This is a genomic window from Roseateles sp., assembly GCF_039595295.1.
GTDB lineage: Bacteria > Pseudomonadota > Gammaproteobacteria > Burkholderiales > Burkholderiaceae_C > Roseateles.
Map to the genome: position 1 here is coordinate 207,676 of NZ_JBCNLU010000003.1, position 13,927 is coordinate 221,602.

Sequence of the window (13,927 nt, forward strand, 5' to 3'; positions counted from 1 at the left end):
CTCCGGGGTGATCCCGTATTGGACAAAGCCCATTGTTTATGTCGAAATAGCCGCGCGGGCCGCGTGTCGGCCGCGTGATTCACCCCAGGCCGGCAACGACGCCGCCCCAGGAGGCAAGACATGGACATGAACCGGAGGCACTTCTTCCGGGTGAGCGGGGCGGCCGTCATGGGCTCCAGCCTCGTCGCGTTGGGATTCTCTCCAACCGCTGCGCTGGCCGAGACACGCCAGTTCAAGCTCGCCCGGGCGACCGAGACCCGCAACACCTGCCCCTATTGCTCGGTGGGCTGCGGATTGATCATGTACTCGCTGGGTGATCGCGCGAAGAACGTCCGCGCGAACATCATCCACATCGAGGGCGATCCGGATCACCCGGTCAATCGCGGCACGCTGTGCCCCAAGGGCGCCGGCCTGTTGGACTTCGTCCACAGCGAGAACCGCCTGAAGTACCCCGAGATCCGCGAGGCCGGGTCCAAGGAGTGGAAACGCGTGAGCTGGAACGAGGCGATGGACCGCTTCGTCAAGCTGCTCAAGGCGGACCGCGACGCCAACTTCATCGCGAGCAACGCTGACGGCAAGGTCGTGAACCGCTGGTTGTCCACCGGCATGATCTGCGCCTCCGCATCCTCCAACGAGTCGGGCTACATCACCCACAAGGCGATGCGCGCGACGGGGATGCTCGCGTTCGACAACCAGGCCCGCGTTTGACACGGACCGACGGTGGCCAGTCTGGCCCCGACGTTCGGCCGCGGTGCGATGACCAACCACTGGGTGGACATCAAGAACGCCGACCTCGTCCTGATCATGGGCGGCAATGCCGCCGAGGCTCACCCCTGCGGTTTCAAGTGGGTGATCGAGGCCAAGAAGCACAACAAGGCGCGGCTGATCGTCGTGGACCCGCGCTTCACGCGCTCGGCCGCGATGAGCGATTACTACGCCCCGGTGCGGGCGGGGTCCGACATCGCCTTCCTGGGCGGGGTCATCAACTACCTGCTGAGCAACAACAAGATCCAGACCGAGTACGTCCGGCATTACACGAACGCGCCCTTCATCATCAATGAGGGCTACAAGTTCGAGGAGGGCCTGTTCTCCGGCTACGACGAGACCAAGCGCGCGTACAGCAACGCGTCCTGGGCCTACGAGATGGACGAGAAGGGCTTCGCCAAGGTCGACATGACGATGGAGCACCCGCGCTGCGTGCTCAACGTCATGAAGCAGCATTACGCGCGCTACACGCCGGAGAAGGTCAGCGAGATCACCGGCACGCCCAAGGACAAGTTCCTCGAGGTCTGCCGGCAGATCGCCGAGACCTCCGCCCCCGGCAAGGTCATGACCATCATGTACGCGCTGGGGTGGACGCAGCACAGCCAGGGCTCGCAGATCATCCGCACCGGCGCGCTGGTGCAGCTGCTGCTGGGCAACATCGGTCTGCCGGGCGGCGGCATGAACGCGCTGCGCGGCCACAGCAACATCCAGGGCCTGACCGACCTGGGGCTGCTGTCGACCTCGCTGACCGGCTACATGTCGCTGGCCAAGGACTCCGAGCAGGATCTGGAGACCTATTACAAGACCCGCGCCACCAAGCCGCTGCGTCCCAACCAGATGAGCTTCTGGCAGAACTATCCCAAGTTCTTCGTCAGCCAGCAGAAGGCGTGGTGGGGCAAGGCCGCGACCAAGGAGAACGACTGGGCCTTCCACTACCTGCCCAAATGGGACAAGGGCTACGACGTGCTGCAGGCCTTCGAGCTGATGCACCAGGGCAAGATCAACGGCTACATCTGCCAGGGCTTCAATCCGGTGGGGTCCTTCCCCAACAAGAAGAAGATCGTCGAGAGCCTGTCCAAGCTGAAGTTCCTCGCGATCATCGATCCTCTGAACACGGAGACGGCGGAGTTCTGGAAGAACTACGGGGAGCACAACGACGTCAAGTCCGAGGACATCCAGACGGTGGTGTTCCGCTTCCCCAGCACCTGCTTCGCGGAGGAGGACGGCTCGCTGACCAACTCCGGCCGCTGGCTGCAGTGGCACTGGAAGGGCGCGGAACCCCCCGGCGAGGCCAAGGGCGACGCCGAGATCATCGCGGAGATCTTCCTGCGCCTGCGCGCGCTGTATCAGAAGGACGGCGGCGCCTTCCCCGATCCCATCGTCAACCTGACCTGGCCCTACAAGGTCCCCAACAGCCCCTCGCCTGAAGAGCTCGCGATGGAGTTCAACGGCAAGGCGCTGGCCGACGTGACCGACCCGAAGGACCCGACCAAGGTCCTGCAGAAGGCGGGCGAGCAGTTGTCCGGCTTCGGCCTGCTGCGCGACGACGGCACGACCAGCTCGGGCTGCTGGATCTATGCCGGCGCCTGGACACAGGCGGGCAACCAGATGGCGCGGCGCGACAACAGCGATCCGTGGGGCATCGGCCAGACGCTGAACTGGGCCTGGGCCTGGCCGGCGAACCGGCGCATCCTCTACAACGCCGCCTCGGTCGATCCGACCGGCAAGCCCTGGAACCCCAAGCGCCGGCTCATCAGCTGGATGGGCGACAAGTGGGGCGGCTCGGACGTGCCGGATATCCGGCCCGACGCCAATCCGAATGACGAGGACGCGGTGCGGCCCTTCATCATGACGGGCGAGGGCGTGGCCCGGCTGTTCGCGCCCAGCGGCATGGTGGACGGTCCGCTGCCCGAGCATTACGAGCCCTTCGAGTCGCCGCTGACGACCAACCCCATGCACCCGAACAACGCCAAGGCCAAGAACAATCCGGCCGGCCGCGCGTTCAAGGGCGATCGGGAGCAGTTCGGCACGCCGGACAAGTTCCCCTACGTGGCGACCAGCTACCGGCTCACCGAGCACTTCCATTACTGGACCAAGAACGTGCGCACCAGCGCGATCATCCAGCCGCAGCAGTTCGTGGAGATCGGCGAGGAACTGGCGAAGGAGAAGGGCATCGCCAACGGCGATCAGGTCAAGGTCAGCTCCATGCGCGGCTACATCAAGGCCGTGGCGGTGGTGACCAAGCGGGTGGCGTCCCTGGACGTCGGCGGCAAGCGGGTGCACACCGTGGGTCTGCCGAACCATTGGGGCTTCGTCGGTGTGGCCAAGCCCGGCTATCTCGTGAACACGCTGACCCCCTTCGTGGGCGACGCCAACACGCAGACGCCGGAGTTCAAGAGCTTCACCGTCAACATCGAGAAAGCCTGAGGAGCGCTGCCATGTCTTCATTGCAATCCCTGGACATCGCCAAGCGCTCCGCGACCACGCTGCCCAGCCCGGACGCGCGCAAGCACGTCACCGAGGTGGCCAAGCTGATCGACGTCTCGGCGTGCATCGGCTGCAAGGCCTGTCAGGTCGCCTGCATGCAGTGGAACGACCTGCGCGACGACATCGGCGAGAACCACGGCACCTACGACAACCCGCGCGACCTGTCGCCGCAGTCGTGGACCGTGATGCGCTACTCCGAGGTCGAGGTGCAGGAGAACAAGCTCGAGTGGCTGATCCGCAAGGACGGCTGCATGCATTGCGAGGATCCGGGCTGCCTCAAGAGCTGCCCGTCGCCCGGTGCGATCGTGAAGTACACGAACGGCATCGTGGACTTCATCTCCGAGCACTGCATCGGCTGCGGCAACTGCGTGACCGGCTGCCCCTTCGACGTGCCGCGGATCTCCAAGGCCGACAACAAGGCCTACAAGTGCAGCCTGTGCTCGGACCGCGTCGGCGTCGGCCTGGAGCCGGCCTGCGTGAAGGCCTGCCCGACGGGCGCGATCCAGTTCGGCTCGAAAGAGGACATGCACGAGTACGCCGCCGAGCGCCTCGTCGACCTCAAGGAGCGCGGCTATCAGAACGCCGGCGTCTACGACCCGCAAGGCGTGGGCGGCACGCACGTGATGTACGTGCTGCAGCACGCGGACCAGCCGGGCCTGTATCACGGCCTGCCCAAGGACCCGCAGATCAGTCCGCTGGTGTCGCTGTGGAAGGGCGCGGCCAAGCCGCTGGCGGTGGCCGCGATGATCGGCGCCGCGGTGGCGGGCTTCTTCCATTACATGAAGGTGGGCCCGCAGAAGACCGGACATGACGAGCCCGATCCGGACGAGGAACTCGCCTACGAGCGCGATCGAGAGATCCGCGCCGGACGCGCCCCCTCGTCCACCGGCCTGCCGCCGGACGGCGGCCTCTGATCAGCCAGGAGACCATCATGGCCTTGCTGCAACGCTATCGCGACAGCCAGCGGATCAACCACTGGATCGTCGTGCTGCTGTTCCTGTGCGCCGGGCTTTCGGGCCTGGCCTTCTTCCACCCCAGCCTGTTCTTCCTGACCAACCTGTTCGGCGGCGGTCCGTGGACCCGCGTCCTGCATCCCTACATGGGACTGGCCATGGTGCTGGCGTTCTTCTTCCTGGCGCTGAAGATGTGGCGCGACAACCTGTGGACCTCGGTCGATTCCAAGTGGATGCGGCAGAGCCCGGGCATGATCTCCGGCGCCCATAAAGAGGGCGTGCAGCCGGCCCACAAGTACAACGCGGGTCAGAAGATCGTGTTCTGGGTCATGGTGGTGTCGCTGCTGATCCTGCTGGTGACGGGCTTCATGTTCTGGCACGCCTGGTTCCCCGACGGGAACATCCTGATGCGGCGCATCGCGGTGGTGCTGCACTCGGCCTCGGCGGCGATCCTGATCCTGACCATCATCATCCACGTCTATGCGGCGATCTGGGTCAAGGGCTCGTTCCGGGCGATGACCCGTGGTACGGTCACCGACACCTGGGCCGCCCACCACCATCCGCTGTGGCACAAGGAAATGAAGGAACGTCCGCGCGCATGACCGCCAGCAGCACCATCCGCCTGATGACACCGGAGGAGATCGCGGTGAACGCGGGGCCGCGCGCGGCGCCGTTGCGACTCCCCGAACCCGGTCTCTTCGCCGAGCGCCAACTGCGTCTTCAACAACTCGCCGAAGGCCACGCGATGCGGGACTACCTGCTCTTCGTGGCCGAGTTGGCGCGGCATCAGCATGAGCGGCTCCAGCAGCCGCGCGCGCTGAAGCTGCCCGACGAGATGGCGCTGGGCGCCGCGATGGCGGGCGGGCAGCCCCCGCTGGATGCGCAGCTTCACAAGCGCGATCCGGTGTGGCGCGAGGAACTGCGCGCGCTGCTCGGCGCGCTGGCGGGCGGTGCGATTCCCGAGGCGGCCCGCACGCTGGTGACGCAGCTCGCACAGGCTGATGACGCGTATCTGGAGCAGCAGGCGAGCGCGCTGCTCGCCGGCGGCGCGCCGGGGCTGGACCCGGCCGCAGCGCCGCTGATCGCCGCCGCGCTGCAGCTGCACTGGACGCGTCTGGTGCAGCAGCTGCAGGCGCGCTTCGAGCAGGGCGATCACAGCGAGACGCTTGCGCCCTTCGGCCTGATCGACGATCCGACGGTGTGTCCCTGCTGCGGCTCGCGGCCGGTGGCCTCGATCACGCGCGTGGGCGCGGAGCAGTCGGGGCTGCGCTTTCTGGCCTGCTCGCTCTGCGGCACGCAATGGCATTACGTGCGCATCAAGTGCACGCACTGCCAGGGCACCAAGGGCATCAGCTTCCAGGCGCTGGTCGACGCGGACGACAAGAAGTCCGAAGTCGTCCAGGCCGAATGCTGCGAGACCTGCGGGCGCTACTTGAAGCAGGTCCACATGGAGAAGGATCTGCAGGTCGAGCCGCTGGCCGACGACCTCGCCACGCTGACGCTGGATCTGCTGGTCGGCGAACTGGGCGTGGTGCGCCACGGCTTCAATCCGATGCTGATCCTGGGCGAGGCCGACCCGCCACCCGATCCCGGAGGCCATTGAGCATGAAGCCCGAGGCATCCATGGTTCATGGTCCGACGGCAGGCTCCCCGGCAACGCCACAGGCGTCCGCGGCCCCCAAGGATCTCCCTTCCGTCGACCGGCTGTTGCGCTACCCCGCGGTCACGCCTCTGATGGCGCGTCACGGCCACGCCTTCGTCGCGGCCGAGGCGCGCCGGCTGCTCGACGACTGGCGGCGGCAGGCGCTTGAGGGCGCGCTGTCGCCGCGGCGTCTGCATGAGCTGCCGCATGAACTCGAACAGCGCTGCGTCGAGCGTCTGGCGCCACGCATGCGCCGCGTCCTCAATCTGACCGGCACCGTGCTGCACACCAACCTGGGCCGCGCGCTGCTGGCGGACGAAGCCTTGCAGCAGGTGCTGGCCTGCATGGGCTCGCCCAACAACCTGGAGTTCGACCTCGCACGCGGCGAGCGCGGCGACCGCGACAGCCTGGTCGAGGATCTGCTGCGCGAGATCACCGGCGCCGAGGCCGCGACCGTGGTGAACAACAACGCGGCGGCGGTGCTGCTGAGCCTGGCGGCGCTCGCCGGCGGCAAGGAGGCAGTGCTGTCGCGCGGCGAGCTGGTGGAGATCGGCGGCGCCTTCCGCATGCCCGACGTGATGTCGGCGGCGGGCGCGCGGCTGGTGGAGGTCGGCACGACCAACCGCACGCATGCGCGGGACTATCAGGCCGCCATCGGCCCGGACACCGCGCTGCTGATGAAGGTCCACACCAGCAACTACGCGATCCAGGGCTTCACCGCTTCGGTGAGCGAGGCGGAACTCGCGCCCATCGCGCATGCGGCGGGCTTGCCGCTGCTGACGGACTTGGGCAGCGGATCGCTGGTGGACCTGTCGCAATGGGGCTTGCCGGCGGAGCCGCTGCCGCAGCGCATGCTCGCCGACGGCTGCGACGTGGTGACCTTCAGCGGCGACAAGCTGCTGGGAGGACCGCAGGCGGGCTTGATCGTCGGGCGCAAGGACCTGGTGCAGAAGATCCGCAAGTTCCCGATGAAGCGCGCGCTGCGCATGTCCAAGCTGCCGATGGCGGCGCTGGAGGCGACGCTGCGGCTGTATCTGCAGCCGGATCGCTTGACGACGGATCTGCCGACGCTGCGGCTGCTCACGCGGCCGGTCGAGCAGATCCAGGCGCAGGGGGAGCGGCTGATCGAGAAGCTCTCGGAAACCGTCGCGCCGCGCTTCGCGGTGCGCGCGGCGTCGATGCGCGGGCAGATCGGCTCGGGCTCGTTGCCGGTGGAAACGCTGGCCTCGGCGGGTCTGGTGCTCACGCCGGTGCTGCCGGGCAAGCGCGGCGTGGGACGCGCGTTGGATGAGCTGGTGACGGCCTTGCGGGGGCTGCCGCTGCCGGTGATCGCGCGCGTGCAGGCGGATGAGCTGTGGCTGGATCTGCGCTGTCTGGATGAGGCGCGCGAGGAGCCGGAGTTCATCGCGCAGCTGCCGCGGCTGAGGGAGGCGCTGGCGTGATCGTCGGCACCGCGGGTCACATCGACCATGGCAAGACGACGCTGGTCAAGGCGCTGACGGGCGTCGACACGGATCGCTTGCCGGAGGAGAAGCAGCGCGGGATCAGCATCGCGCTGGGCTATGCGTACTTGGAGGTCGGCGCCGGGTCGTCGGCGGTGGCGGGCGTCGCTGAGGGCGTCGCTGAGGCCGGGGCGGCGAGTGGGTCGTCGAGCACCGCTGTGCGCATTGGCTTCGTGGACGTGCCGGGGCATGAGCGCCTGGTGCACACGATGCTGTCGGGGGCCACGGGCATCGACCATGCGTTGCTGCTGGTCGCCGCGGACGACGGCGTGATGCCGCAGACACGCGAGCACCTGGCCTTGCTGTCGCTGCTGGGTATCGCGCGCGGCACGATCGCGCTGACGAAGTGCGACCGCGTGGATGCGGCAATGCGGGCGCAGCGGCGGGAGGAGATTCGCGCGTTGGTGACGGGAACGCCGCTGGCGGAGGCGCCGATCTTCCAGGTCGCCGCCACGGCGGGCGAGGGTGTGCGGGAGTTGCGTGAGCATCTTGTCGAAGAGGCTCGGCAGTTGCCGGCGCGCGAGGTCGAGGGATGGGGGTTCAGGCTCGCGGTGGACCGGGTGTTCAGCCTCGCGGGCGTGGGGACGGTCTGCACGGGGACCGCGCATGCGGGGGCGGTCGCGATCGGCGATGAGCTCGTGTTGTTGCCGCCTGCGCCGGGCCAGGCGCCGCGGCGAGGGCGCGTGCGCAGCCTGCATGCGCAGAACGCCGCGGTGGAGCGCGCGACGGCCGGTCAGCGCGTGGCCATTGGGCTCGTGGGCATCGACAAGGATGAGGTGGCGCGCGGGCAGTGGCTCGCGGCGCCGGAGATTGCGCAGTGGACGGATCGGCTCGATGCGCGATTGCGGCTGTGGGCGGAGGAGACGAGACCGCTGCGCAGCGGGACGTCGGTGCATGTGCATGTGGGGGCGGAGCAAGTGACCGGGTCGGTCGCGGTGCTGGGGAGCGTCGATGGCGGGGCGCTTGACGCGGTGGCGCCGGGCAGTGAGGCGTTCGTGCAGCTGGTGCTGCATCGGCCGGTCGGTGCTTGGGCCGGTGATCGCGTGGTGCTGCGCGATGCGTCGGCGACGCGGGCGCTTGCGGGCGGCGTGGTGCTCGATCCGCAAGGGCCGGCGCGGTATCGGCGAACCGAGCAGCGCTTGGGGGAGTTGGTGGCGCTCGCCGCGCCGACGGTGGGGCAGCGGCTGAGCGGGCTGCTGCTCAGGGCGCCGATGGGCGTGGACCTGGCGCGCTTCGCGGCAGGGCAGGGCGTGGCGACGAAGGCGAGGGCGGGGCTGATTCGCGCGGAAGACCCTCTCCCCAGCCCTCTCCCGCACGGCGGGAGAGGGGGCCAAAGCGCACCGAGCGCTTCCAAGGACATCTCGCCATCCGCAGACAACGAGCCATCCGCTGACCGCGAGCCTTCCGACCCCCTCTCCCGCTTGCGGGAGAGGGCAGGGGAGAGGGTCTTCGGGCTGGAAGACCACGAGCCTTCCGACTCCCTCTCCCGCTTGCGGGAGAGGGCAGGGGAGAGGGTCTTCGGGCTGGAAGACCACGAGCCTTCCGACTCCCTCTCCCGCTTGCGGGAGAGGGCAGGGGAGAGGGTCTTCGAGCTCCCAGCGCATGAGCCCCTCGTCGGCGCCGTGGTCCCTGGCGCGGACGGTCCATCGTGGGCGCTGGGCGCGGCGCAAACGGCGCTATGGACGGACACGGCCTTGCAGCGCCTGGAGCGCTATCACCAAGAACAACCCGAAGAGCTCGGCCCCGATCTGGCACGCTGGCGCCGGCTCGCCGCGCCGCGCATGGCCGAGCCCCTGTGGCGCGCCCTGGTGCAGCGCATGGCGGCGTCGGGGCAGGTCGCCATCACCGGCGCGGCCGCGCATCGGCCCGAGCATGGCGTGCAGCTGTCGGCGCTGGATGAGCGGCTCGCGCAGAAGATGACGCCGGCCTTGATGACCGCAGGCTTCGAAGGCGCGTGGGCGCGCGACCTCGCCAAGCAGACCGCCGAACCCGAGGCACTGGTGCGCACGACGCTGGCGCGACTCGCGCAGCGCGGCGAGCTGTTCCAGGTCGTGAAGGACCTGTACTATGCGCCCCCGGCGATCCGGGACCTGGCCCGCATCGCCCGCGAGTCGGCCATCGGCGGTGACGTCACCGCCGCATCCTTCCGCGATCGCAGCGGTCTGGGCCGCAAGCGCGCGATCCAGGTGCTGGAGTTCTTCGACAAGGTCGGGCTGCTGAGGCGCGTCGGCGACGCGCATCGGCTCCGGACCGATTGCCGGCTGTTCATCGACGAAGACGCGCCGGGCGGAGTCGCCCACGCCTCGCATGCCGCATGAACAGGCCACGATCACAGGAAGGAAAACGACCCTGGTGGGTCGGCCAGACTTCAAATCTGGTGGGTGATGCCACGCATCGCCGGGTGGGTTCGACTCCCATTTCCTTCCGCCATCTTTCCCGCCATTCCCCTCGCGATCCCTCTCGCGATCCCTTCCTTCCTCACCACCCCTAGAGACCTCGCCATGTCCAAGCTTCTTCGCCAAGTCAGCCGTGTGCTGCAGGGCTTCGCCGCCGCCACCGTCGTCGCTGCCGCCGTCGGCGGCGCCGCGCAGGCGCAGACCGCGCCGCAGGTGCTGCGCGTGACGGCGATTCCGGACGAGTCACCGACCGAGCTCGCCCGCAAGTTCGCACCGCTGGGCAAGTACCTGCAGAAGGAACTCGGCGTGAAGGTCGAGTGGACCCCCGTCACCGACTACGCCGCGGCCGTCGAGGCCGTCGTGAACAAGAAGATCGACCTGGCCTGGTTCGGCGGCTTCACCTTCGTGCAGGCCAACGTGCGCTCCGGCGGCAAGATCGTCCCGCTGGTCCAACGCGAGGAGGACGAGAAGTTCCGCTCCGTCTTCGTTACCGACGCCCACTCGGGCATCACCAAGCTCGAGGACCTCAAGGGCAAGACGCTGAGCTTCGGCTCCGCGTCCTCGACCTCGGGTCACCTGATGCCGCGCTCTTTCCTGCTGGCGGCCAAGATCAACCCCGAGACCGACCTCAAGCGCGTGTCCTTCTCCGGCGCCCATGACGCCACCGTCGCGGCCGTCGCCTCGGGCAAAGTCGACGCGGGCGCGCTCAACATCTCGGTCTGGGAAAAGCTGGTCGCCGACAAGAAGGTCGACACGGGCGCGGTCAAGGTCTTCTACACGACGCCGCCGTTCTACGACTACAACTGGAGCGTGCACGCCGACATGCCCGCCGCGCTGCAGGCCAAGCTCAAGGCGGCCTTCCTCAAGCTCAGCCCCGCGACGCCCGAAGGCAAGGAGATCCTCGAGCTGCAACGTGCGACGAAGTTCGTGCCGACCCAGCCCGAGAACTACACCGGCATCAAGGCCGCCGCCGAGAACGCCGGACTGCTGAAGTAAATTGCTCCCATGCCTCTCCTGGAGCTGGACGGCCTGCATCTGCAGGCCGGTCCCAAGACCCTCGTCCAGCCGCTCTCGCTGAAGATCGAGACCGGCGAGCAGGTCGCGCTGATCGGCGCGTCCGGCGCCGGCAAGACCTCGCTGCTGCATGCGCTGGCGCTGGCCCTGCGACCGGCGACGGGCTCGCTGCGGCTGGTGGGGCAGGACGCCTGGACCTTGTCGCATCGCGACCGCCATTGGCTGCGTCGCGAGCTGATGCTGGCGCCGCAGCATCCGCCGCTGCCGCCGCGCCAGCGCGTGGCGACCGCGGTGCTCGCGGGCCGCTTGCCGGGCGCCTCCTTCGGCGAGAGTCTGCGCATGCTGTTCAGCCCCTCGGCCGAGCAGGCGCGTCTGGCCTTCGAGGCGCTGGACCGGTTGGAGCTGGGCAACCGTCTGTGGTCGCGCGTCGATCAGCTGTCCGGCGGCGAGCGCCAACGGGTGGCGCTCGCGCGGCTGCTGGTGTCCAAGGCGAGGCTGTGGCTGGTCGACGAGCCGCTGTCGGCGCTGGACCCGCAGCGCGCCCAGCGCGCGCTGTCCGTGTTGCAGGACGCGGCGCGGGCGCAGGACCGCACGCTGATCTGCAGCCTGCATCAGATCGATCTGGCGCGGGGTCTGTTCCCGCGCCTGATCGCCTTGCGCGAGGGCCGGCTCGTCTACGACGGTCCGCCGCAGGGCCTCGACGGGCAGCGGCTGGCCGAGCTCTACGCGGGCCTGGACGACGCTTCGCCCGCCATCGTCGAGCCGGACCCGGCGCTGCCGCGCAATCACGCGCAAGCGCTGGGCCGGTGACCCCGTGAGCCGGTGACGCGATGAGCGCCTTGATCGACCGCCCCTGGCAGCGCGACCCCGCCGCCACGCGCCGCATCGGCACGACGCTGGCCTTGCTCGCGCTGCTGTGGCCGCTGCTGGTCTGGTGCGAGTTCCGGCCCTGGGAGCTGCTCGACCCGCGCAGCCTGCGCGCGACCTGGCGCTTCGGCGTGCAGTTCCTGACGCCGCGCGTGGACGCGGAGTTCCTGTTGATGCTGGCCGCCGACACCTGGCGCACCGTCGCCATGGCCACGGTGGGCCTGGCGCTGGCTTGGGTCATCGGGGTGCCGTTGGCGCTGCTGGCGACGGCGCGGCTGTCGGTGTCCTCGCTGACGGGGCGCATGGCCAGGATGGCGGCCGCGCTGCGCTGGACGGTGCGCACGATGCTGGTGGTGCTGCGCTCGGTGCCTGAGCTGGTCTGGGCGCTGATGCTGGTGCGCGTGCTGGGCCTGGGGCCGGGCGCGGGCGTGCTGGCGATCGCGCTGTCCTACGGCGGCATGCTGGGCAAGGTCTACGCCGAGATTCTTGAGAGCGCCGACGCCACGCCCACGCAGGCGCTGCTGCGCGGCGGCGCGGGGCGCTTGCAGGCGCTGCTGTTCGGGACCTTGCCGGGCTGCGCGGACGAACTGGTCAGCTACACCGTCTATCGCTGGGAATGCGCGATCCGCTCGTCGGTGGTGCTGGGCTTCGTCGGCGCGGGCGGCTTGGGGCAGCAGCTGGACAACGCGACCAAGATGTTTGCCGGCGGCGAGGTCGCGACCATCCTGCTGGTCTTCATCGCCCTGGTCGCGCTGGCCGACCGCATCAGCGCCTGGCTGCGTCCGAGTCGCGCGGCGGGGCAGGGCGCCGAGCCGCACCAGATGCCGGGCCGGCCGCCGACGCGCGTGGGCCTGTGGCTGCTGCTCGCGGCGTTGCTCGCGCTGACGGTGGCGAGCTTCCTCAGCCTGCCGGTGCGATGGGGCGATCTGCTGGGGCTGGACGCGCTGGCGCAGATGGGGCGCTTCATCGCCGAGTTCTTCCCGCCGAAACTGGCGCCGGCCTTTCTGGCGCGTACTGGCGCCGGGGCGTTGGAGACGCTGGCGATGTCGGCGCTGGGCAGCGTGCTGGCGGCGGTCGCCGGGCTGGGGCTGGCCTTGCTCGCGAGTCGGCCGGCGGGGCCGGTGCGCGGGCTGTCGCGCTTGCTGCTGAACGCGCTGAGGTCGGTGCCGGAGCTGGTGTGGGCGGCGATCCTGCTGGTGTCGGCGGGCCTGGGGCCGATGCCGGGGACGCTGGCCTTGGCGCTGCACACGACGGGCGTGCTGGGCCGGCTGATGGCCGAGGCGCTGGAGAACGCGCCGCCGCAGACCGCGCAGGCGCTGCGCTGGGCGGGGGCCTCGCGCTGGCAGGTCTTCGCGTTCGCGACGCTGCCGCAGGCGGCGCCGCAGTTGCTCAGCTACACGCTGTACCGGTGGGAGAACAACATCCGCGCCGCGGCGGTGCTGGGCGTGGTCGGTGCGGGCGGGCTGGGGCAGATGCTCAGCGTCCACCTGAGCCTGTTCCAGATGTCCGAGACCTGCACCGTGCTGATCGCGATGCTGGCGTTGGTGATGCTGGTGGATGCGTGCTCGTATGCGGCGCGGCGGCGGCTCAATGCGTGAGCGTCAGAGGAGGGGGTGAGATGAACGACGGGGGATTGAAGCTGCTGCTGACGCGAGGCTCGGTGGGGCCCAAGCATTTGATGGAGCCCGGGCCGGATGAGGTTCAGCTGCGGCTGATGGTCGAGGCGGCGCTGCATGCGCCGGACCATGCGGGGCTGGTGCCGTTCCGGTTCAAGGTGGTGCGCGGGGAGGCGCGGCAGCGGATGTCGGCGCTGTATGGGGAGTCGGCGCGTCGGGCGGGGAAGGATGCGGCGGGGGTCGCGATGGATGAGGAGCGGGCGTTGTTGCCGCCGATGACGGTGGCTGTGATCGCGCGCATCGACATGGGCCATCCGCAGGTGCCGGCGCATGAGCAATGGGCTTGTGTCGGGGGGGCGTTGACGAACTTCCTCAACGCGGCGCATGGGCTGGGGTTCGGCGGGAAGATGCTCAGCGGGGCGAAGGCGCGGGATCCAGGGTTGGTGGCGGCCTTCTGCGAGCCGGGGGAAACGCTGCTGGGGTGGATCGCGCTGGGGACGCCGCGGGGTTCCGACAAGGTGGGGAAGGCGGCGAAGCTGAAGGCGGGGGCGGAGGGGGCGCTGCAGTTCTGGGAGGGGTGAGGGCGGCCTCGTGGACCGAGCGCTGCCACCCTCCCACCCTCTCCCCCGCCCTCTCCCGCCCCGCGGGAGAGGGAGTCACTCGTGGCGTGGCATTGAGGCCACCC

Annotated in this window: 10 protein-coding genes and 1 tRNA gene; all 11 read left to right on the plus strand. The window is 69.3% G+C overall.

The window, feature by feature from the left end; genetic code table 11:
- The first annotated feature begins 120 nt into the window (after nucleotides 1-120).
- The 11 genes from fdnG (at nucleotide 121) to ABDW59_RS04195 (ending at nucleotide 13,823) form a co-directional block, all read left to right on the plus strand.
- A complete protein-coding gene (gene fdnG / locus ABDW59_RS04145) occupies nucleotides 121-3,192 on the plus strand; it encodes a formate dehydrogenase-N subunit alpha (protein ID WP_343628212.1) in 3,072 nt (1,023 codons plus the stop codon).
- 11 nt (nucleotides 3,193-3,203) lie between these two features.
- The gene (gene fdxH / locus ABDW59_RS04150) at nucleotides 3,204-4,166 is read left to right on the plus strand and encodes a formate dehydrogenase subunit beta (protein WP_343628213.1); all 963 of its coding nucleotides are present in this window, start codon (nucleotides 3,204-3,206) and stop codon (nucleotides 4,164-4,166) included.
- 17 nt (nucleotides 4,167-4,183) lie between these two features.
- The gene (locus tag ABDW59_RS04155; RefSeq protein ID WP_343628214.1) at nucleotides 4,184-4,807 is read left to right on the plus strand and encodes a formate dehydrogenase subunit gamma; all 624 of its coding nucleotides are present in this window, start codon (nucleotides 4,184-4,186) and stop codon (nucleotides 4,805-4,807) included.
- Nucleotides 4,804-5,808 carry a formate dehydrogenase accessory protein FdhE gene (gene fdhE / locus ABDW59_RS04160; RefSeq protein ID WP_343628215.1) on the plus strand — a complete coding sequence of 335 codons (1,005 nt, stop codon included), beginning with the start codon at nucleotides 4,804-4,806 and terminating at the stop codon, nucleotides 5,806-5,808. The genes ABDW59_RS04155 and fdhE overlap by 4 nt, the downstream gene beginning before the upstream one ends.
- Nucleotides 5,809-5,828: 20 nt before the next feature.
- The gene (selA, locus tag ABDW59_RS04165; protein ID WP_343628216.1) at nucleotides 5,829-7,289 is read left to right on the plus strand and encodes an L-seryl-tRNA(Sec) selenium transferase; all 1,461 of its coding nucleotides are present in this window, start codon (nucleotides 5,829-5,831) and stop codon (nucleotides 7,287-7,289) included.
- Complete coding sequence (selB, locus tag ABDW59_RS04170; RefSeq protein WP_343628217.1) at nucleotides 7,286-9,667, plus strand: selenocysteine-specific translation elongation factor; 2,382 nt, start codon at nucleotides 7,286-7,288, stop codon at nucleotides 9,665-9,667. Before selA ends, selB begins: the two co-directional genes overlap by 4 nt.
- 16 nt (nucleotides 9,668-9,683) lie before the next feature.
- Nucleotides 9,684-9,779, plus strand: a tRNA-Sec gene (locus ABDW59_RS04175).
- Between the two features lie 71 nt (nucleotides 9,780-9,850).
- Nucleotides 9,851-10,741 (plus strand): putative selenate ABC transporter substrate-binding protein, encoded by an 891-nt coding sequence (locus ABDW59_RS04180; protein WP_343628218.1) that lies wholly within the window; start codon nucleotides 9,851-9,853, stop codon nucleotides 10,739-10,741.
- A gap of 9 nt (nucleotides 10,742-10,750) precedes the next feature.
- A complete protein-coding gene (locus tag ABDW59_RS04185) occupies nucleotides 10,751-11,569 on the plus strand; it encodes an ATP-binding cassette domain-containing protein (protein ID WP_343628219.1) in 819 nt (272 codons plus the stop codon).
- A gap of 20 nt (nucleotides 11,570-11,589) precedes the next feature.
- On the plus strand, nucleotides 11,590-13,224 hold the full coding sequence (phnE, locus tag ABDW59_RS04190) for a phosphonate ABC transporter, permease protein PhnE (protein WP_343628220.1): 1,635 nt from the start codon (nucleotides 11,590-11,592) through the stop codon (nucleotides 13,222-13,224).
- 20 nt (nucleotides 13,225-13,244) lie between these two features.
- Nucleotides 13,245-13,823 carry a nitroreductase gene (locus ABDW59_RS04195; protein ID WP_343628221.1) on the plus strand — a complete coding sequence of 193 codons (579 nt, stop codon included), beginning with the start codon at nucleotides 13,245-13,247 and terminating at the stop codon, nucleotides 13,821-13,823.
- Nucleotides 13,824-13,927: the final 104 nt, after the last annotated feature.